At 74.3% G+C, this 20226-nt stretch carries 18 protein-coding genes; 6 read left to right on the top strand and 12 right to left on the bottom strand.

The annotated features are described in order from the left end of the window. Position 1: 1 nt before the first annotated feature. On the top strand, positions 2-2839 hold the full coding sequence (locus tag IF45_RS0113620; protein WP_030307607.1) for an NHLP bacteriocin export ABC transporter permease/ATPase subunit: 2838 nt from the start codon (positions 2-4) through the stop codon (positions 2837-2839). 78 nt (positions 2840-2917) lie between these two features. Next, complete coding sequence (locus IF45_RS0113615) at positions 2918-3466, top strand: MarR family winged helix-turn-helix transcriptional regulator (protein WP_008406926.1); 549 nt, start codon at positions 2918-2920, stop codon at positions 3464-3466. Positions 3467-3539: 73 nt separating this feature from the next. On the opposite strand, the gene IF45_RS0113610 is transcribed toward IF45_RS0113615, so the two are convergent. The 12 genes from IF45_RS0113610 to IF45_RS0113555 form a co-directional block, all read right to left on the bottom strand. After that, complete coding sequence (locus IF45_RS0113610) at positions 3540-4298, bottom strand: RidA family protein (protein WP_030307606.1); 759 nt, start codon at positions 4296-4298, stop codon at positions 3540-3542. Next, positions 4295-5350 carry a Rieske 2Fe-2S domain-containing protein gene (locus IF45_RS0113605; protein ID WP_003951997.1) on the bottom strand — a complete coding sequence of 352 codons (1056 nt, stop codon included), beginning with the start codon at positions 5348-5350 and terminating at the stop codon, positions 4295-4297. The genes IF45_RS0113610 and IF45_RS0113605 overlap by 4 nt, the downstream gene beginning before the upstream one ends. A gap of 1 nt (position 5351) precedes the next feature. Next, positions 5352-5567, bottom strand: coding sequence for a recombinase-like helix-turn-helix domain-containing protein (locus IF45_RS0113600; protein ID WP_003951996.1), 216 nt, complete (start codon positions 5565-5567; stop codon positions 5352-5354). Between the two features lie 29 nt (positions 5568-5596). Continuing rightward, complete coding sequence (locus tag IF45_RS0113595) at positions 5597-6577, bottom strand: PDR/VanB family oxidoreductase (RefSeq protein ID WP_030307605.1); 981 nt, start codon at positions 6575-6577, stop codon at positions 5597-5599. Between the two features lie 52 nt (positions 6578-6629). Next, positions 6630-8267 carry a thiamine pyrophosphate-binding protein gene (locus tag IF45_RS0113590; RefSeq protein ID WP_030307604.1) on the bottom strand — a complete coding sequence of 546 codons (1638 nt, stop codon included), beginning with the start codon at positions 8265-8267 and terminating at the stop codon, positions 6630-6632. Between the two features lie 12 nt (positions 8268-8279). After that, positions 8280-9050: an SDR family oxidoreductase gene (locus tag IF45_RS0113585; RefSeq protein ID WP_030307602.1), complete on the bottom strand. Its 771-nt coding sequence runs from the start codon at positions 9048-9050 to the stop codon at positions 8280-8282. 16 nt (positions 9051-9066) lie between these two features. Further along, positions 9067-9816: an SDR family oxidoreductase gene (locus tag IF45_RS0113580; protein WP_003951992.1), complete on the bottom strand. Its 750-nt coding sequence runs from the start codon at positions 9814-9816 to the stop codon at positions 9067-9069. Beyond that, positions 9816-10337, bottom strand: a complete 522-nt coding sequence (locus IF45_RS0113575) for a cupin domain-containing protein (protein WP_030307601.1) — start codon at positions 10335-10337, stop codon at positions 9816-9818. The genes IF45_RS0113580 and IF45_RS0113575 overlap by 1 nt, the downstream gene beginning before the upstream one ends. Positions 10338-10429: 92 nt before the next feature. Further along, positions 10430-11224: an alpha/beta fold hydrolase gene (locus tag IF45_RS0113570; RefSeq protein ID WP_030307599.1), complete on the bottom strand. Its 795-nt coding sequence runs from the start codon at positions 11222-11224 to the stop codon at positions 10430-10432. Further along, positions 11221-12057, bottom strand: coding sequence for an aspartate dehydrogenase domain-containing protein (locus IF45_RS0113565; RefSeq protein WP_030307598.1), 837 nt, complete (start codon positions 12055-12057; stop codon positions 11221-11223). Before IF45_RS0113565 ends, IF45_RS0113570 begins: the two co-directional genes overlap by 4 nt. Beyond that, complete coding sequence (locus IF45_RS0113560) at positions 12054-13010, bottom strand: VOC family protein (RefSeq protein WP_003951988.1); 957 nt, start codon at positions 13008-13010, stop codon at positions 12054-12056. The genes IF45_RS0113565 and IF45_RS0113560 overlap by 4 nt, the downstream gene beginning before the upstream one ends. A 29-nt stretch (positions 13011-13039) precedes the next feature. Beyond that, on the bottom strand, positions 13040-14539 hold the full coding sequence (locus IF45_RS0113555) for an aldehyde dehydrogenase (protein WP_030307596.1): 1500 nt from the start codon (positions 14537-14539) through the stop codon (positions 13040-13042). Positions 14540-14913: 374 nt separating this feature from the next. Here IF45_RS0113555 and IF45_RS0113550 point away from each other — a divergent pair, with 374 nt between their 5' ends. The 4 genes from IF45_RS0113550 (at position 14914) to IF45_RS0113535 (ending at position 20089) form a co-directional block, all read left to right on the top strand. Further along, positions 14914-15744, top strand: a complete 831-nt coding sequence (locus IF45_RS0113550) for an FAD binding domain-containing protein (RefSeq protein ID WP_030307594.1) — start codon at positions 14914-14916, stop codon at positions 15742-15744. Continuing rightward, positions 15741-16226: a (2Fe-2S)-binding protein gene (locus IF45_RS0113545; protein WP_030307592.1), complete on the top strand. Its 486-nt coding sequence runs from the start codon at positions 15741-15743 to the stop codon at positions 16224-16226. Before IF45_RS0113550 ends, IF45_RS0113545 begins: the two co-directional genes overlap by 4 nt. Beyond that, positions 16223-18526 (top strand): xanthine dehydrogenase family protein molybdopterin-binding subunit, encoded by a 2304-nt coding sequence (locus IF45_RS0113540; protein WP_030307590.1) that lies wholly within the window; start codon positions 16223-16225, stop codon positions 18524-18526. Before IF45_RS0113545 ends, IF45_RS0113540 begins: the two co-directional genes overlap by 4 nt. 198 nt (positions 18527-18724) lie before the next feature. Continuing rightward, complete coding sequence (locus IF45_RS0113535) at positions 18725-20089, top strand: MFS transporter (RefSeq protein WP_003951984.1); 1365 nt, start codon at positions 18725-18727, stop codon at positions 20087-20089. Positions 20090-20226: the final 137 nt, after the last annotated feature.

Genomic DNA, 20226 nt, shown 5'->3' with positions numbered 1-20226 from the left:
GATGACGGGCACCCAGCAGGCTTCCCACCCCACCCCGGCCGCCGACCCCGTGACGGCGGCGCTCGGCGGACTCGGCGCACCGGTGGAGGGCGCCGAAGGGTCGGCCCTGCCGCTCGGCGGCCCCTCGGCGCTGTGGCTGGTCACCGAGGGGAGCCTCGACCTCTTCGCGGTGGCGGCCGCCGAGGACGGCCACTGGCACTACCTCGGCCGCCTGGAGGCCGGCACGCTCCTGCTCGGCGCCGTCGAGGGCCCCCGCCACACCCTGGTGGGCCGCCTCTCCTCCCGCTGCGCCGTACGCCGCCTGCCGCTGCGCGAGCTGTACGCGCCGCAGGGGGCCGAGGGGTACGAGGGGTACCCCGGGTACGAGCCGGTCGCCGGGCCGCTGGAGCACGCGGTGGGGCTCGGCCTCGGCCGGGGGCTCGCCGTGCTGTTCGCGGCACCGCAGGCGGACGGGCCCGCGGCGGGGTCCGGGCCCGCCGACGAGGACGTGCTGTGGGTGGACGTCCCGCCGGGCAGTGTCCGGCTGGGGGCCGAGTTCGCCGCCGAGGCCGCGGCCGACCTGCTGGTCGACGGGGCGCTGTGGCAGTCCCTGGTGGACCAGCAGTACCGCCTGCTGACCGCCGTCGACGGCTGGGTGGAGCGGCTGGAGCGGGCCCACGAGGACCGGGCGGCGGCCGGTATCCGCGCCGGTGAGGCGGTACGGGAGCGGGCCGACCAGGCGCTGCTCGACTCGATCGGCCGCCGCGACCGCTCCCCGAGGGCGCGCGGCGAGGCGGGCGACGACGCGGTGTACGCGGTCTTCCGCCAGGTGGCGCGGGCGAGCGGCATCGCGCTGCCGGAGGCGGCGGCGCGTTCGGTCGCGGGCGGCGGGCGGCTCGACCCGGTGGAGCGGATGGCCGCCGCCGCCCGGCTGCGGACCCGCCCGGTCCGGCTGGCCGGCGAGTGGTGGCGCACCGACGCCGGGCCGCTCGTGGGGCGGCGCGCCAGGTCCGGCGCGCCGGTGGCCCTGCTCTGGCGGCGCGGCCGGTACGAGGCGCTCAACCCGGCGACCGGCGCCCGGATCCGGGTCGGCGCCAAGGAGGCGGCCGAGTTCGAGGAACGCGCCACCATGCTCTACCGGCCGCTCCCCGAGGGCCCGCTGACGCTGCGCCGGCTGATGTTCTTCAGCCTGCGCGGCTCCCGGGGCGACCTGCGCAACCTCGTCCTGAGCGGCCTGGTCACCGTGGCGCTGGGCGCGCTGGTGCCGGTGGCGACCGGGCAGGTGCTCGGCGCGTACGTGCCCAGTGCGCAGACCGGGCTGATCGCGCAGATGTGTGTGGCGGTGATGGTGGCCGGGGTGGTCTCGGCGGCGTTCATGCTGCTCCAGTCGTTGACGCTGCTGCGTCTGGAGGGGCGGATCGAGGCGGCGTTGCAGCCGGCCGTCTGGGACCGGCTGCTGCGGCTGCCGACGGCCTTCTTCGCGGACCGCTCCACCGGTGAGCTGGCCAGTGCCGCGATGGGCATCAGCGCGATCCGCCGGGTGCTGTCGGGGATCGGGCCGACGGCCGTGCAGTCGGTGACGGTGGCCGGGGTCAACCTGGTGCTGCTGCTGGTGCACAGCGTGCCGATGGCGCTGGCGGCGATCGGCGTGCTGCTGGTGGTCTCGGTGGTCTTCCTGCTGCTGGGGCTCTGGCAGGTGAAGTGGCAGCGCAAGCTGGTGGAGCTGGGCAACCGGCTCAACAACCAGGCGTTCCAGACCCTGCGCGGCCTGCCCAAGCTGCGGGTGGCGGCGGCGGAGAGCTTCGCGTACGCCGCGTGGGCGCGCGGCTTCGCGCGCAGCCGCCGGATGCAGCAGAAGGCCGGGCGGATCAGGAACCTCTCCACCGTGCTGAGCGCGGTCTACCTGCCGCTCTGCTCGCTGCTGATGTTCATGCTGCTGGCCGGCCCCGCGCGGGGCACCCTGTCGGCGGCCGAGTTCCTCACCTTCAACACGGCCGTCACCATGATGCTGACCTCGGTGACGCAGCTGACCGGCGCCCTGGTCTCGGCCGTCGCGGTGCTCCCGCTGTACGAGCAGGTGCGCCCGGTGCTGGACGCGGAGCCGGAGGTCCGCGCCTCGGCGAGCGCCCCCGGGGAGCTGACCGGCGAACTGGCGGCCCGCGGGCTCTCCTTCCGGTACGCCGAGGACGGGCCGCTGGTGCTGGACGACGTGTCGCTGGCGGTGCGGCCCGGGGAGTTCGTGGCGGTGGTCGGCCCCAGCGGCAGCGGCAAGTCGACGCTGCTGCGCCTGCTCATCGGCTTCGACCGGCCGCAGGCGGGCACGGTCCTCTACGACGGCCAGGACCTGGCCGCCCTCGACCAGGCGGCGGTGCGGCGGCAGTTGGGCGTCGTCCTCCAGAACGCCCAGCCGCTCACCGGCACCGTGCTGGACTGCATCTGCGGTGCGGAGGTGTTCACCCAGGAGGAGGCGTGGGCGGCGGCCGAGGCGGCGGGGCTCGCCGAGGACATCCGGCGGATGCCGATGGGGCTGCACACGATGATCGCGCAGGGCGGGGCGGTCTCCGGCGGCCAGCGCCAGCGGCTGATGATCGCCCAGGCGCTGATCCGCAGGCCCCGCCTCCTCTTCCTCGACGAGGCGACCAGCGCCCTCGACAACGGCACCCAGCGCACCGTGATGGAGTCGACGCGGGCTCTTGAGGCGACCCGGATCGTGGTGGCGCACCGCCTGTCGACGGTGATGGACGCCGACCGGGTGCTGGTGATGGAGGGCGGCCGGATCGTGGAGGAGGGCTCCCCCGCCGCGCTGCTGGCGCTGCCGGACGGGCGGCTGCGGGCGCTGGTGCGCCGGCAGCTCGCCTGAGGGTCCTGGCCGCTCTCCTCCCGCCGCCCGGCGGGTAGGCTTCCCTCACCCCGGAGTACGAGTCGAGGGAGACGCGAGTTGCCCGGCAAGGACAAGGCGGCGGCCACCGCCCCCCGGCAGGAGACCGACGACGCGGTGGCGCGCATCATCGCCGACTGGCGGCGCGAGCGCCCCGGGCTCGACACGGCGCCCCTGCACGTCCTCGCGCGGCTGCACCGGACCTTCCTGCTGTACCAGACGCGGACCAGCCGCCCGCTGGCCGAGCGGGGCCTGTCGATGGCCGGCTTCGACGTGCTGACGGCGCTGCGCCGGGCGGGCGCGCCGTACCAGCTGACCGCGGGTGAGCTGGCGGCGAGCGGGCTGATCAGCTCGGCCGGGGTGACGCTCCGGCTGGACCGGCTGGAGAAGGACGGGCTGATCGTCCGGGAGCGGGACGGGCAGGACCGGCGGGTGGTGCACTGCCGGCTGACCCCGGCCGGGCTGGCGCTGATCGACGAGCTGTTCACCGTCCACCTGGACAACGAGCGGCGGATGCTGGCCGGGCTGAGCGGCGAGGAGTCGGCGCAGCTGGGCGCCTTGCTGGCCAAGCTGGAACGCTCGCTGGAGGAGCTGGCGGAGACGGACTGACGCCGGACGCAACAGGAAGAGGGGGTGCCCGTCGACGGGCACCCCCTCTTCCTGTTCCTCCTGCCCGCGCCGGTCAGGTGCGCGGGGCGGAGCCGATCACGCCCTCGGCCTCGATCTCGACGGTGAGCCCCGGCTCGACGAGCGCGGAGACCTCGACCAGGGTGGAGCAGGGGAAGTCACCGGTGAAGAACTCGGTGCGGGCGCGGCCTACTTCGCCCTTGTCCTGGATGTCCGTGAGGTAGACGCGCAGGTTCTGGACGTCGTCCATGACGCCCCCGGCCGCCTCGACCAGCGCCTTGACCTTGATGAGGGCGCGCCGGGCCTGGTCGTAGGCGGAGCCGTCGCCGAGCACGCCGCCGCGCCCGTCGCCCGCGTGCATCCCGGAGAGGGAGAAGCGGTCGCCGACCACCTTGGCATGGGAGAACATGCCGGGGCGCGGCGGCCCGGCCACCTCCTCACTGTCGACGGCCCGAGCCGTGCCGTCGCGCCCCGGCTCCGGCTCCCCTCCCCCGGCCCGGCTCTCGCCCCACTCGCGGGCGAGCCGCTCGCGGACCGGCACGAAGTCGTACGTCGGGTAGAACTCGGTGCGGAAGACGCCCCAGGCGCTGCGCTCCAGCTCGACGTTGACCAGGTTGATCTGGTCGGCGGGCAGGCGCAGGGTGACGATCTGGCCGATGCCCATCGCCACCACCCAGGAGACGATCTCGGCGTCGCCGGGCGGGAACCTCTCCCACCAGGCGCGTTCGCCCAGGGTGGACTGGATCTGGTCGAGGTTCTGCGACTGGTCGTGCTTGAGGAGGACCGTGAGCAGCACGGTGCCGTCGCTGCTCATCCGGCTTCGCCCCGGTGCGCGGCGAGTTCGGCGGCCTGGCGGGCGGCGTCGGCGCGGTACATGCGGCGGATGCGGACCACGCCCAGGTCGTGCTGGTAGAGGTTCTCGCCGGTGTCGGCGTCCTCGGGCATCTCCTCCAGCATGGTGCGGTCCTGCTCCAGCACCTCGTGGTGGCGGGCCTCCAGCGTCATCCGGTACAGGAAGCGCCAGGAGTCGCGCTCCCAGCCCTGGACGGCCCGGGTGCGCCAGTGGAAGATCGCCGACTCGGTGGCGGTGATCGGGGTGACCATGCCGACGATGCCGAAGGCTCCGCCGGGGCCCGCGTACGGCTGGTAGGGGATCTCCAGGTCGACCCAGTCGACGCCGGTCCGGCCGAACTCGACCCAGTCGAAGTTGACGCCGACCTGGTCGGTCTTCTCGAAGAAGAAGCCGTGGCCGGTCTCGCGGATGCGGAACCGGGCGGACTTGGCGCCGCCGGCCATCGAGTGCGAGGTGCCGTGCAGGAAGGCGCCGTGCATCGGGTCGAGGACGTTGTCGATGTAGAAGCGCCAGGGGGCGCCCCACTCGGCGTAGTTGAGGAAGCCCGCGGTGTCCGGGTCGGTCAGCCGTTCGGGCAGGACCAGCGGCGCGGGCTCGGGGTGGGCCTCGTCGCCGAACCAGGCGAAGACGGCGCCGTGTTCCTCGCGGACCGGGAGGCTGGTGACCAGGCGCTTGCCCTCCAGGTTGCAGCCGGGCAGGCCGGGGACCTTGACGACGGTGCCCTCCCCGTCGACCTGCACGCCGTGGTAGAGGCAGGCGACGCGGTCGCCGAGGTGCTGGCCGAGGGAGAGCGGGGCACTGCGGTGCGGGCAGCGGTCGGCGATCATGTGGAGTTCGCCGGTGGGGCGGCGGAAGAGCAGCCAGGGTTCGCCGAGGCGCACGACGCGTTTCATCTCGCCGTTCGCCACGAAGTGCGAGGGCAGGACGGGGTACCACTGGTTGCGCAGGCCGGTGGCGTGGAGGTGGTCGGCGGCCTCGGCGACCGGGTCGGTGGTGGCGGTGGTGGTGGTCATCTCACGCTCCCAGGCGGGCGATCTCGGCGGTGAAGTTCTCCTCGGTCCACGCACCGCCGTCGGGCGGGTAGACGGTGCGCTCGTTGAGCCCCCGGACCAGTTCGGGAAGGGTGTGGGCGCCGGTGGCGTACACCTCCTCCAGGACGGCGGCGAGCTTGTGCTCGTAGGGGGTGGGCTCGTGGGTGCGGGTCTGGTGCACCTCGACGTAGAGGGTCATGGGGTTCCTTCGCGGAGGGCCGGGACGGGTCAGAGGTCCAGGACGAGGCGGTTCGAGGCGCAGCGCGAGACGCAGACCATCATGGTGCGTCCGGCGGCCTGTTCCTCGGTGGACAGGAGCATGTCGCGGTGGTCGGGGACGCCGCCCAGGACGCGGGTCTCGCAGGTGCCGCAGATGCCGTCGCGGCAGGAGGTCTCGACCTGGACGCCGGAGCGTTCCAGCGCGTCGACGACGGCCTCGTCGGGGCCGACGGTGACGGTGACGCCGGAGCGGGCGCACTCCACCTCGAAGCCGCTCTCCCCGCCGGGCGGCGCGGCGACGGGCACGGCGGCGAACCGTTCGAGGCGCAGCTGCCCGCCGAGCCCGCGCGTGGCGCACGCCTCCTCGACGGCGGCGAGCAGCGGTTCGGGCCCGCAGCAGTAGACGAGGGTGCCGTCGCCCGGGACGACCCCGTCGAGGGCGGCCGGGATGTCGAGGTGGCCGTCGCGGTCCTGGGGGCGGAAGTGGACGGTGCCGGTGGGGCAGGCGTCGGCGAGGCGGGTCAGTTCGGCGCCGAAGGCCATGGAGCGGGCGGTGCGTCCGCCGTGCCACAGGGTCCAGGCGGTGCCCCGCGCGGCGGCCTCGCGGACCTGGGCGAGGACCGGGGTGATGCCGATGCCGCCGGCGAGGAAGACGTAGCGGGGGGCCTCGGCGAGTGCGAAGTGGTTGCGCGGGCCCTTGACGGTGACGGTGGCGCCGGGGCGCAGCACGGTGTGGACGTGACGGGAACCGCCGCGCGAGGAGGGTTCGTTGAGGACCGCGATCCGGTAGCGGCCGGTGTCGGCGGGGTCGCCGCAGAGGCTGTACTGGCGGATCTGGCCGCCGGCGTGCAGGTCGAGGTGGGCGCCGGGTTCCCAGGCGGGCAGCGGCTTGCCCTCGGGGTGGGTCAGCTCGACGGAGAGGACCTCCTCGGCCTCCCAGGTCATCCGGTGCACCAGCAGGTCGAGCGGGGGCTCCTGGGGCAGCGTCATGGTCTCCTCCTTCGTACGGCGGGGGCGGCGGGCAGGGTCACGGGGGCCTGCCTCAGGTGCCGGGCAGGGATACCGGCGGGGTGAACGGGGACTTCATCGGGCCGAGCGCCGCGAGGTCGACCTCGACGAGGACCGGCCCGTCGGCGGCGACGGCCTCGGCGAGGACCTGGTGGGCCTCGTCGGCGGCGCCGATCCGGGCGTAGGGCAGGTGGACGGCGGCGGCGAGGGCGGCGAAGTCGGGGGTGGTGAGGTCGACGCCGGAGCGGCGGCCGAAGTGGGCGTCCTGCATGTTGCGGAGCACGCCGTAGCCGCCGTCGTTGAAGACGACGAGGGTGAGGCGGGGGCGTTCCTGGGCGACGGTGAGGAGTTCGCCGAGGTGGACGGCGAGGCCGCCGTCGCCGGCCATGACGAGGGTGGGCCGGGACGGGTCGGCGAGGGCGGCGCCGATGCCCATGCCGAGGCCCTGGCCGATGCCGCCGCCCCGGGGGAAGAGGTTGTCGCGCGGATCGTACAGCTCCAGGAGGCGGTTGCCCCAGCTGGAGGAGGCGATGGTGACGTCCCGGGCGACGACGGCGCGGCGCGGCAGGGCGGCGCGGATGGCGTCGCAGACGGCGGCGTGCGGCCCGATCGACTCGCGCAGGGCGGCGCGGGCCCCGTCCCGGACGGCGGTGAGCCGGGCGGCCCAGCCCTCCTCGGCGCCCGCCCCGTCGAGCCGGGCGGTGAGGGCCGCGAGGGTGGCGGCGGCCTCGCCGTGCAGGGCGGCGGTGGCGGGGTGGACACGGCCGAGGGCGGCGGCGTCCAGGTCGATCTGTACGTGGGTGGCGGGCAGCGGCAGGGTGTAGTCGCCGGTCTCGTTGGAGCGGAAGTGGGTGCCGACGCTGATCAGCAGGTCGGCCTCGGCGAGCAGGGCCCGGCCGGTGGGGCCGTTCGCGAAGTTGCCGAGGACGCGCGGGTCGTCCTCGGGGAGGGTGCCGCGCCCGGAGTTGGAGGTGAGCACTCCGGCGCCGGTGGCGTCGAGGAGGGCGCCCAGTTCGGCGCCGGCGAGGCGGGCGCCGCCGCCGGCCCAGACGAGGGGGCGCCGGGCGCGGGAGATCAGCGCGGCGGCCCGGTCCAGGGCGTCGGCGTCGGCCTGCGGGACGGGGGCGGGCTCCGGGCGGGCCGGTGCGGCGGCCAGGTCCTGCGGCGCGTACTGGAGGTCGATGGGCCACTCGACGCTGGCGGGGCCGCCCGGGGCGGTGAGGGCGGCCGCGGCGGCGGTGCGCAGGACGCGGCCGGCGTCGGCGGCTTCGGTGACGGTGGCGGCGTGGTGGGAGACGGCGGCCAGCATGCCGGGCTGGTCCTTGGTCTCGTGGATGAAGCCGCGGCCCTGGCCGAGGTAGGGGCTGTCGATCTGGCCGGTGACGTGCAGGACGGCGGTCTGGGCGGAGAGTGCCTCGATGAGGGAGCCGGCGGCGTTGCCGGCGCCGGTACCGGTGGAGGTCAGGGCGCAGCCGAGGGTGCCCCGGGCCCGGCCGTAGGCGTCGGCGGCGCTGACGGCGGTGGCCTCGTGGCGGACGGGGACGAAGCGCAGGTCGCGGGCGACGGCTTCGACGAGGGGCAGGTTGTGGACGGAGACGATGCCGAAGACGGTGTCGACGCCGAGTTCCCGCAGTACGCGGACAAGGAGGTCGCCGCCGTTGGGGGTGGACATGGTGGGGCTCCTTCAGATCCCGCGGCCGATGCCGCCGCAGACGTCGATGCTGGTTCCGGTGATGTAGGAGGCCCGTGGGGAGAGCAGCCCGGTGACGGCGTAGGCGACCTCCTCGGGGCGGCCGAGCCGGCCCAGGGCGATGCCCCGGTCGGCGGCGAGGGCCGCCTGCCACCGGTCGTAGTCGAGGGGGCCGCCCTCGGCTCGGTGGCGGCGCTCCCACTGGCCGGTGTCGACGAGGCCGAGGCAGACGGAGTTGACGCGGATGCCGTCGGGGGCCAGTTCCCGGGAGAGGGACTTGGAGAGGTTGAGCAGTCCGGCGCGGGCGGCGCTGGTGGTGATCAGGCGCGGGGAGGGTTCGCGGGCGAGGACGGCGTTGACGTTGACGACGGCGGCGGCGTCGGAGGCGCGCAGCAGCGGCAGGGCGGCGTGCAGCGGGTTGAGGACGCCGTCGAACTTCAGCTCCAGCTCGTCGCGCCAGTCGGTGGTGGTGCACTCGGCGAAGGGCCTCATGCGGGACTGGCCGGCGTTGTTGACGAGGCCGTCGAGCCCGCCGAAGCGGTCCTGTACGCCGTCGACCAGGCGGCGTACCGCCTCGGGGTCGCGGATGTCGCAGACGGCGGTGTGCAGCCGGTCGTGGTCGCCGAGGGCGGCCAGCGGTTCCGGGCGGCGGCCGCAGGTGGCGACCTGCGCGCCCTCGTCGAGGAGCATGCGGACGGTGGCGCGTCCGACGCCCGAGCTGCCGCCCGTGACGAGGACCGTGCGGCCGGTGAAGCCTAGGTCCATGGTGGGTTCTCCTGGTTCAGTGCATGGTGAAGCCGCCGTTGACGGCGAAGGTCTGGCCGGTGATGTAGCGGGACTCCTCGCCGATCAGGAAGGCGATGAGGCCGGTGAGGTCGTCGGGCCGCTGGGGGCGCGGGATGGCGCGGTTGAGCCGGTACAGCTCGTGGCGTTCGGCGGGGATGCGCTCGGCCGACTCGCTCTCGGTGAGGCCGGGGGCGACGGCGTTGACGGTGACGCCCTGCTCCCCGGTCTCGCGGGCCATGGCGCGGGTCAGGGCGATGAGGGCGCCCTTGGAGGCGATGTAGTGGGCAAGCCGTGGTGAGCCGTAGAGGGCGGCGTCGGAGGCGACGTTGACGATGCGTCCGCCGCCGCCGGCGAGCAGGTGGGGCAGGAGGGCGCGGGCGACGAGCCAGGGGCCGCGGGCGTTGACCGTCATGATGCGGTCCCAGGTGGCGACGTCGATCTCGTGGAAGTACTTGCCGCCGACCGCGTCGGCGAGCCCGGCGTTGTTGACGAGGCCGTGGACGGGGCCGAGGGCGGCGGTGGCCTCCGCCATGGCGGCGACGGAGCCGGGGTCGGCCACGTCGCAGGGAACGAAGTGGGCGTCGAGGCCGTCGCGGCGCAGGCTGTCGGCGGCCTCCTCGCCCCGGGCGGGGTCGAGTTCGGCGAGGACGACGCGGTGGCCGTCGGCGCCGACCCGGCGGGCCGTGGCCAGTCCCAGGCCACGGCCGGCGCCGGTGACGACGACCACCGGTGCGGTGGCGGCCATCAGTCGCGGGTCACGCCGTGCATCGGCGAGTGCTCGGGGTAGGTCGGGATCTGCGGCTTCCGCGTGCCGATGATGACGCAGAACAGGGCGTCGGTGTCGCCCTCGTTCTTCAGCGAGCGGGCGACCCCGGCGGGCACCACGATCATGTCGCGGTAGCCGAGGGTGCGGTACTCGGCCTCGCCGTCGCCCCGGTGGATGCCGACGCGGACCTGGCCCTCCAGGACGAAGAAGGCTTCCTCCACGTCGTGGTGGGTGTGCTCGGGGCCTTCGGCGCCGGGCGGCAGCAGCATGTTGGAGAAGGTGAAGCCGCCGGAGGGCAGGATGCGGCTGTCCCCCTCGTGGTTGCCGGTGGCGCCGGAGCCGACGTAGCGGATCTGGGCGCGGCGGTACTGCGGCCCCGCCTTGGTCTGGAAGGAGAGGGTGTCGAAGTCGGCGTCGCGGGAGTCCTTGGTGGCGATGAGGGAGTCGGTGTAGGCGGCGAGGTCGTCGCCCTGGACGTAGGGGTCGGTGCTGATGGGCACGGGGTGCTCCTTGCGTAAGGGGATGGGGGTGGAAGCCGTCCGCGCACGGCCCGTCGGGGCGTCGGCGGTACGGGGGTCTGGGGGCCGGGGTCTCAGGCGGACTCGGGGACGCGGGCGGCGATGCGCAGGTGGGCGCGGACCCAGTCGTTGAAGGCGGCGGGCTGTTCCTGGTTGGCGAGGTGCCCGGCGCCGGAGAGGATCACGAAGACGCCCTTGGGCATGGCGCCGGCGATCAGCTGGCTCTCGGCGACTCCGGTGATCCGGTCCTCCTCGCCGCAGAGCACCAGGGCGGGCTGGGTGATCGCGGCCAGTTCGGGCCCGAGGTCGGTGTCGGCCATGGAGGCGGCGGCGTGGCCGTAGCCGGGCAGCCGGATCGAGTCGGCCATGGTGGCGGTGACGGCCTCGACCAGCTCGTCCGGGGCGCCGGGCGCGAGCAGCCTCGGCGCGCGGGCCTCGGCGAAGGCGCGGGGTCCGGCCTCGGCCAGTTCGGCGGCGCGGCCCCGCATGGCGGCGGCCTTCTCGGGGTCGGCGCCGGAGCCCCGGGTGGAGTCGGCGACGACGAGGCTGGCGACCAGGTCGGGGTGGCGCAGGGCGAGCCTGAGGGCGATGACGCCGCCCCAGGAGACGCCGATGACGTGGGCGCTGCCGCCCCGGGCGCGGATGAGTCCGGCGGCGGCGTCGGCGTAACCGTCCAGGCCGGGGGCGGTGTCGGGGTCGGCGGAGCGGCCGTAGCCGGGGGCGTCCCAGGCGACGACGCGGGCAACCGGGGAGAGCCCGGCGAGCTGGGCGGCGAAGGAGGACGAGGAGGAGCCGATGCCGTGCAGGCAGAGGACGAGGGGGCCTTCGGTGCCGGCCTCGGTGACGTAGGGGGTGGCGGGGGCGGTCACAGGATCTGGCCTCCGCGTCCGGTGAGGGCGGCCAGCGAGCGCAGCACGGCGTGCGGGACGACCTGGCTGGTGGCGGGGTTGGCGGCGTCGGGGGCGTGGTTGACCTCGAACCGGTAGTGGCCGTGCGGGCCTTCGGCCTCGACGACGTGCCGGGTGAGGGTGGCGCCGGGGTCGGCGACGACGCGTACCTCGACGCGGTCGGGGTCGCCGACGGCGAGGGCGACGGTGGCGGCGACGTTGGTGGAGCGGGGGAAGCGGGCGGGGACGTCGCGGGCGGTGCCGCGCATCACCTCGACGGGGCCGGTGGCGGTGTGGAGCCGTTCGGTGAGCTCGGCGTCCATCCACGGCTGGTGGAGGGTGGCGGGGAGTTTGGCGGTGGTGAGGCGGACCCGGGTGAGGTCGCCGAGGCCGCGGACGGCCTGGAGGAGGTCGAGGCCGCCGACGGCGCCGCCGGTGTAGTAGACGCGGCCGGGTCCGGCCTCGGCGATCTCGCGGGCCAGTTCCGGGTCGGTGAGGGCGCCGGTGGAGGCGATGAGCAGGTCGGTGCCGGAGGTGAGGACGGTGGTGCCGAGGTCGCGGACGAAGCCCTGTCCCGCCGCCTCCACGACGAGGTCGCAGTGGGCGAGGGCCTCGGCGAGGTCGGCCTGCGGGGCGGGGGCGCCGTGCAGCGGGCGATTGTCGACGACACGGGTGAGGCGGGCCCCGGGCAGGGCGCCTTCGGCGAGGGCGGTGCCGACGACACGGCCGATGGCGCCCCAGCCGACGACGGCCACGTCCCGGACGGGCCGGTGTCCGGCGGCGGCTGCCGCGGCCTGCGGAAGGGTGGTGGTCACGCGGCGGCCTCCTCGGTGGCGTCCGCCTCGGGGGCGGGGGCGAGCGGGCCGGGGTCGGGGGTGCCGGCCATGTGGCAGCGGATCTCCTCGGTGGGCGGCCCGGCGGTGCCCCACAGGTCGGAGAGGTCCGGGACGCGCTTCCAGACCTTGGCGATCCACCGGTCCTCGACGACCTGGGCGACCTCGGAGGTGTACTCGCAGACCAGCCCGGCGGGGTCGGCGAAGTAGGAGAAGGTGTTGTTGCCGGGCCCGTGGCGGCCGGGGCCCCAGTGCGGGCCGACGCCGTGGTGGCGGAGCCGGCCGAGGCCGCGCATGAAGTGGTCGATGGAGCGCATCTCGTAGGCGACGTGGTTGAGGCTGCTCCAGGCGGCCTGGTTGAAGGCGACGCAGTGGTGGTCGCTGTTGCAGCGCAGGAAGGCCATCTGGTGCTCGGACCAGTCGGAGACGCGCAGACCGAGGACGGAGGTGTAGAAGGCGACGGTGGCGTCGATGTCCACGGTGTTGAGGACGGTGTGGGTGACGCCGACGGGCACCGCGTCGTCCTGGGGGCGCGGGGCGACGGCCTCGACCAGGGCGCTGAGTTCGATCAGGCGGCCCTCGGGGTCGGTGAAGCGCACGCCGTAGCCGCCGCCGATCTGGTCGAGCGGACCGGGCCCGGCGACCGGGGTGATGCCCCGGGCGAGGAGGCGGCGGGCGGCCTCGTCGATCTCCTCGCGGGTGGCGACGGCGAAGGAGAGCTTGCCGAGGCCGTTGCGGGGGGCGCGGGTGAGGCCGAGGATGTGGTGTTCGTCGCCGGTCCCGCGCAGCCAGGCGGTGTCCTGGTCGCGGTCGACCACCTCCAGGCCCCAGACCTCGGCGTAGAAGTCGGCGGACTCGGTGAGGGTGGGGACGCGCAGTTCCACGGCGCGCAGTTTGCGCAGCCGGGCTATCGGGGGGTGCTCCGAGGGAGCCATGGTGCTCTCCTGATCGTCGGGTGGGGCGGTCAGCCCGCCCAGGGCAGCGGGGTGGTGGAGTCGGCGACGTAGAGCGACTTCTGCCGCTGGTAGCCGCGGAGCCAGTCGCGGCCCTTCTCGCTGCCGAGGCCGCTGTCCTTCCAGCCGCTGAAGGGCGTGGCGGAGCTGAACTGCTTGTACGTGTTGATCCAGACGGTGCCCGCCTCGATCCGCCGGGCGATGCGGCCGGCCCGGGCCAGGTCCTGGGTCCAGATGCCGCAGGCGAGGCCGTAGTCGGTGGCGTTGGCCTGGGCGAGAAGGTCGTCCTCGTCGTCGAAGGGGAGGGCGACCAGGACGGGCCCGAAGATCTCCTCCTGGCAGGAGCGGGCCGAGTTGGGCAGGCCGGTGATCACGGTGGGGCGGTAGTAGGCACCGTCGGCGTACGCGGGCCCTTCGGGCGGGCCACCGCCGCACAGGACGCGGCCGCCTTCGGCGCGGGCCGCCTCGACGTGGGCGGCGACGGCGTCGCGGTGGCGGTGGTGGACGAGGGGGGCGACCTGGGTGCGCGGGTCGGTGCCGGGGCCGATGCGCAGCTTGTCGGCGCGGGCGGCGAGTTCGCCGACGAAGTCGTCGAAGATCTCACGGGCGACGAAGAGCCGCGAACCGGCCACGCAGCTCTGCCCGCTGGAGGAGAAGACGCCGAACAGCACTCCGGCGAGGGCCTGTTCGCGGTCGGCGTCGGGGAGCACGATCGTCGGGGACTTGCCGCCGAGTTCGAGGGAGACGGGCATCAGCTTGTCGGCGGCGGTCCGGGCGAGGGCGCGGCCGGTGTCGGTGCCGCCGGTGAAGCTGACCTTGGCGACCAGCGGGTGGCGGACGATGGCGTCGCCGACGGTGCGGCCGGGGCCCGGCAGGATCGAGACCAGCCCCGGCGGCAGCCCGGCCTCGGTGAGCAGCCGGCCGAGAGCGAGCGAGGTGAGCGGGGTCCAGTCGGCGGGCTTGAGGAGGACGGCGTTCCCGGCGGCGAGGGCCGGGGCGAGCTTCTGGGCGTCGGAGGCGATCGGCGAGTTCCAGGGGGCGATGGCGCCGACCACGCCGAGGGGTTCGTGGGTGGCGAAGGTCGTCCAGGGCCCCCGGGAGGGGGTGATGGCGTCCTCGGCCGTCTCCAGCAGCGCCGCGGCGTAGCGGAAGGTCCCGGCGGCGCTGGCGGCGAGGGCCGCGGTCTCGGCGCGGGTCTTGCCGGTGTCGGCGGTCTGCACGGCGGAGAGCCGGTCGGCGTCGCGGTCGATGAGGTCGGCGACGCGGTGCAGGTGACGGGCGCGCCGGTGCGGGGCGAGGTCGCGCCAGGCGGGGTCGGCGGCGGCGCGGGCCCCGGCGCGGGCGGCGGTGTCGACGTCCTTCGGGCTCGCGGTGTGCAGCGTGGTGAGGACGCGGCCGGTGGCGGGGTCGGTGACCTCGTTGGCGTGGCCCGAACCGCGGGTCCACACACCGCCGATGAGCACTTCGTCGGCCGGCGGTTCTTCGCCGGACGGCAGCGGTTGCGACGGCATGGCACGCCCCTTTCGGCGCCGGGATTGGCTTGGTGGAAAAAATCTAAGGGCTTAATCATTCAGACGCAAGGGTTCGGCCGCCGTCACTCCGCGCAACCACCGCCGAGGCTCAACTTCCTTTCCGGGCACACCCTTTCGCGCGCCCACCCCCGCACGCGAGGGCGGACCGACCGGCCCGCGAGCCCCCCTCGGATCACCCGGAAACGGGCAAGTAGCCGGATTCGGGAGATCCGCCGGATCACCGCCCGCGATCCCTTGTGGCGCTCGGACCACGGGTGCTAGAAATCTCAGCAATCGTTTGTTCACACATGAGATAACTCTCTGTGTCCGGGCCCCACTCCGGGCTCCGCCCCCAGGCCAGGAGGCTCCTGCGCATGCTCCTGCTTTCCCACGGACTGGTAGCCCCCAGTCAACGCACCATCCCGCCCTTCTCCCTGAGCCGCCCCGCCACCCTCGCCGAGGCGGTGACGGCCGGCTCCCGCCCCGGCGCCGTCTACGCCCAGGGGTGCAGCGACCTCTTCGCCCAGTTCCGCGAGGGGCTGCGCTGCGACACCCTCGTCTCGCTGGAAGACCTGCCGGAGCTGCGCGCCGTCACCCGCGAGGGCGACGCCCTGCGGATCGGCGCCGGGGTCGCCCACCACGACGGCGCCCGCGACCGCACGGTCCGCACCACCCTTCCCGGCCTCGCCGAGGGCTGGGGCCGGATAGCCAACGAGCGCATCCGCCGGCGCGCCACCCTCGGCGGCAACCTGATGGCCCGCCGCACCCGCTACGAGATGTCCGTCATGGCCGACGCCCTCGTCGCCCGCCTCGACCTCCTCACCCCCGAAGGCCCCCGCACCCTGACCGCCCCCGCCCTGTGGGAGCGGGCGGAGCCGCCCGGTGCCCTGCTCACCTCGGTGACCGTGCCGGACGCCGCCGGGACCTGGTTCGGGTACGACCGCTCGATGCGCCCGCTGATGACGGCCGCCGTCGCGGTGCGCGGGGAGCGGGTGCGCCTGGCGGTCGGCTCCGAGTACGGCCGCCCGTACGCCGTGACCACCGGGCTCGGCGCCGACCCCGCCGAGGCGGCCGCGCGGCTGCCCGAGGAGATCGGCGACGTGGCGGGCGGCGCCCCGTACCGCAGACATCTGGCGGGGGTGCTGCTGGGCCGCCTGCTCGGGCGGCACGCCGCCGAGACCGGCCGTGAGAAGGAGAAACGATGAGCGAGCAGCTGACCATCGGCCTGGAGATCGACGGCAGGCCGCACACCGAGGAGATCGAGCCGCGCACCGTCCTGCTCGACCTGCTGCGCGAACGGCACGGGCTGACCGGCGTCAAGGCCTCCTGCGAGCGCGGCGTCTGCGACGCCTGCACCACGCTGGTCGACGGCGTCCCGACCGCCTCGTGCAGCATGTTCGCCTTCAGCGCCGACGGCAGCTCGGTGGAGACGGTGGCCGGGCAGTCCCCGGGCGGGGTGCCGGGGCCGGTGCAGCGGGCCTTCGCCGAGTGCGGCGGGTTCCAGTGCGGCTACTGCACCCCGGGCATGATCATGCTGACCACCGCACTGCTGCGCGAGCACCCGGAGCCGGACGACGCCCAGGTCCGCGAGTGGATCTCCTCCAACATCTGCCGGTGCACCGGCTACCAGATGATCATCGATTCGGTGCACCGCGCCGCCGCGCTGCTCAAGGAGGAATCCGCGTGAGCGACCGCCCCCTGACCTCCGTCGGCCGCACGAAACGCCGGCACGACGCGGTCCTGAAGACCACCGGCGCCGCCCGGTACACCGCCGACATCACCCTCCCGGGCATGCTCCACGCCAAGGTGCTGCGCAGCCCGCACGCCCACGCCCGGATCGTCTCGCTCGACGCCTCGCGGGCCCGCGCGACGCCCGGCGTCCGCGCCGTGCTGACCCGCGACGAACTCGGCGAGACCCCGGGCTACGGCTTCTTCATCAAGGACCAGCCGGTGGTCGCCCGCGACCGTGTGCGGTACGCGGGCGACGTGGTCGCCGCGGTCGCCGCCGACGACGAGGCCGCGGCTCTGGCGGCCCTCGCCGTCATCGACGTGGTCTACGAGGAGCTCCCCCCGCTCCCGGACGTCCCGGCCGCCCTCGCCGAAGACGCCCCCGAACTCTTCCCCGGCGACAAGCCCCCGGGCATCGTCCCGCCGTACGGCACCGGGGCCAGTGGCCACCTGTGGCCGCGCCCGAACGTCTGCTACGAGTTCCGGTACGCCACCGGCTCGGAGGAGGTCTGGGAGGGGTGCGACCACGTCTTCGAGGACACCTTCGCCTTCTCCCGGATGAACCACTTCCACCTGGAGCCCTTCGTCACCGTCGCCGACGTCCGGGGCGACCGTGTCGAGCTGTGGAGCTCCACCCAGAACCCCTTCCCGCTCCGCAAGGAACTGGCCCGCGTCCTCGCCACGGACGAGAGCCGCGTCCGTGTCCACGTGCCGTTCGTCGGCGGCGGCTTCGGCGCCAAGAACAACTGCAAGACCGAGCCGGTCGCCGCGCTGCTCTCCCGGATGGCGGGCCGCCCGGTCCGCTACTGCCTCACCACCGAGGAGGCCTTCCTGACCCTCAGCCAGCACGCCGCGCTGCTGCGGGTGCGGACCGGCGTCATGGCCGACGGCACCTTCGTCGCCCGCGACTCCGAGATCCTGCTCGACGCCGGGGCCTACACCGACGGCTCCCCGCTGGTCGCCGAGAAGGCCTGCTACCGGATACCCGGCCCCTACCGCTGGGAGCACGTCAACTCCACCTGCTCGGCGGTGATGACGACGACCACCCCGGCCGGGCCGTACCGCGGCTTCGGCGCCACCCAGGCGACCTGGGCGAGCGAGAGCCAGGTCGACATGATCGCGCGCCGGCTCGGGATGGACCCGTACGCGCTGCGGGTGAAGAACCTCAAGGGGCTGGGCGAGCCGTTCATACCCGGGGACGGCGGCATCGACAGCGACCTGGTCCAGGGACTGGACGCCGTCGCGGACGAGCTGGGCTACCACGAGCGGCCCGCGCACCCGCACCGCGGCATGGGCCTGGCCATCGGCTTCAAGGACGGCGGCGGGGTCAACAAGCCCGCCCAGGCCCGGGTCAAGGTGACCGCCACCGGCGAGGTGTACGTCAACGCCGGGTCGGTCGAGATGGGCCAGGGCATCTCCACCGCGCTCTGCCAGGTCGCCGCCGAGGTCCTAGGGGTGCCCGCCGAGCGCGTCACGTACGCGGCGATCGACACCGACACCACCCCGTGGGACCAGGGCACCAACGCCTCCTCCGGCATGGTCGTCACCGGCCGCGCCGTGCAGCTGGCCGCCGAGGACGCCCGCGACCGCGTCCTCGCCTTCGCCGCCTCCCGGCTCGGCTGCGCGCCCGAGGCCTTGGAACTGGTCGACTGGGGCGTCCGCAAGGACGGCTGCGAGACGGTTCCGCTCCCCTCCCTGGTCGCGCCCGTCTTCGGCGGCACCGGGTACGAGTTCACCGGCGAGGGCTTCTTCAAGGCGCCCAACTCCGCCGAGGCGCCGCTCGAATCCCCCTGTGTCTTCTGGGAGATCGGCTGGGCGGGCGCCGAGGTCGAGGTGGACCCGGACACCGGCAAGGTCACCGTCCTGAAGCTGGTCGCCAGCGGCGACGTGGGCCGCGCCGTCAACAAGCTGGTCTGCCGCGGCCAGGACGAGGGCTCGGCCCTGATGGGGTACGCCCAGGCCCTCTTCGAGGAGATGCGGTACGACAACGGCGTGCTGGTCAACGGCGAGGCGCTGGAGTACCGCGTCCCGATGGCCGAGGACCTGCCCGGGCAGTTCGTCTCGATCACCCAGGAACAGGGCCACGGGCCGGGCCCGTTCGGCTCCAAGGGCGCGGGGGAGGGGCCGATGGTCCCGGTCGCCGCCGCCGTGGCCAACGCGGTCCACGACGCTGTCGGCGCCCGCGTCCGCACCCTGCCGCTCACCCCGGAGCGGGTCTTCCACGCCCTCAGGGAGTCCGCGGCCGCGCCCGCGGAGTGACCCCGCGCCCCGGCACCCCGATCCCCCGTGGTCGGGGCCGTCGGCGTGCCCCGGACACGCCAAGTGCCCCTTCCCGTCCGTGAGTTTCCCCGCCGTAAATTCTAAGCACTTACATATTGAGTACTTAGATAACTCCTCCTAGGGTCGCCGCATCCCCCGCAATTCCGCACCTCCTCTTCTGCTCGCGGAAGGAACCCCATGTCGACCGTGGCCAACAACCCCGTTGTGGGCTCAATCGCCGCCCGGCTGGAACGGCTGCCCCATTCCCGCTGGCACGTCAAGGTCCGCGTCCTCATCGGCGCCGTCACCTTCTTCGAGGCGTTCGACCAACTGCTCGCCGCCTCCGCCCTGCCGGTCCTCATGGACGAGTGGAACCTCTCCACCGGCCAGGCGACCATGGCCGTCACCACCGGCTCGATCGGCATGCTCTTCGGCGCGCTGGGCGCCGGCTGGCTCGGCGACCGGATCGGCCGGGTCCGCACCGTCGCCCTCGGTGTCGCCCTGACCGGCCTCGCCTCCCTCGCCGTGGCCGCCTCCGGCAACATCGAGATGTTCGCGCTCTTCCGCTTCCTGCAAGGGCTCGGCATCGGCGGCGTGGTCCCCGTCGCCGCCACCTACATCAACGAGATCGCCCGCTCCGACAACCGCGGCCGCTTCGTCCTCCTCTACGAGATGATCTTCCCGGCCGGACTCTCGGCCGCCACCCTGGTCGCGGTCTGGGTCATCCCGCACTACGGCTGGCGGGCCATGTTCCTCATCGGCGCCCTGCCGGTCCTGATCGCCGCCCTGCTCCCCCGCAAGGTCCCCGAGTCGCCCCGCTGGCTGCTGGCGAAGGGCCGGACCGAGGAGGCGGAGGCGGTCATCGCGCAGATCGAGCGCGAGGTCGAGGAGTCCACCCGCGAGCCGCTGCCCGCACCCCGCGCCGAGATCCCCGACGAGAAGGGCACGGGCCGCCTCGCGGACCTCTTCAGGGGCCGCTACCTGCGCCGCACCGCCGTCCTCTCCGGCCTCTGGTTCGTCGCCTACTACGTCAACCACGGCATCGCCACCTGGCTGCCCTCGCTCTACACCGACACCTTCGGCCTCGACCTGACCACGGCGCTGACCTTCTCCCTGATCAGCAACGCCACCGGCCTGCTCGGCAACTTCCTGATGGCGCTCTTCATCGACCGGATCGGCCGCCGGCCCTCCCTGATCGCCGCCCTCACCGGCGCCTCGGTGGCCCTCGCGGTCCTCGCGATCGTCGGCGCCTCCTCCGGCCCGCAGGTCGCACTCTTCGCCTCCTGCACCACCTTCTGCATCTTCGCCATCAACGCCGGGCTCTACCTCTACTCCCCCGAGCTGTACCCCACCCGCAACCGCGCCAAGGGCGCCGCCTTCGGCGGCCTGTGGAACCGCCTCGGCGTCATCATCGGCCCCGTCGTGGTCGGCGGCATCATCGCGGCCGGCGGCAGCCTCCGCCTGGTCTTCGCCCAGCTCGCCGTGGTCGCGGCAGTCGGCGCGGTGATCGCCTTCTTCGCCGTCGAGACCAAGGGCAAGACCCTGGAGGAGCTGAACTCCTGACCCCACGGCCCCTCCCGGGCGCCCGACCCGAGCCCCGCGCGGTACCGCCGCGCGGGGCCTTTCCGTCCCAGGACTCCCGTCAGCCCGACGACCGGACGCCCCTCCCCCACATCCCGCTCCCCCACGTCCCACCCACC

Origin of the sequence: Streptomyces albidoflavus (genome assembly GCF_000719955.1) — a bacterium.
GTDB classification, from domain to species: Bacteria; Actinomycetota; Actinomycetes; order Streptomycetales; family Streptomycetaceae; genus Streptomyces; species Streptomyces albidoflavus.
Note: the sequence above shows the minus strand (reverse complement) of the source record. Positions and strands in the feature narration are given on the sequence as shown.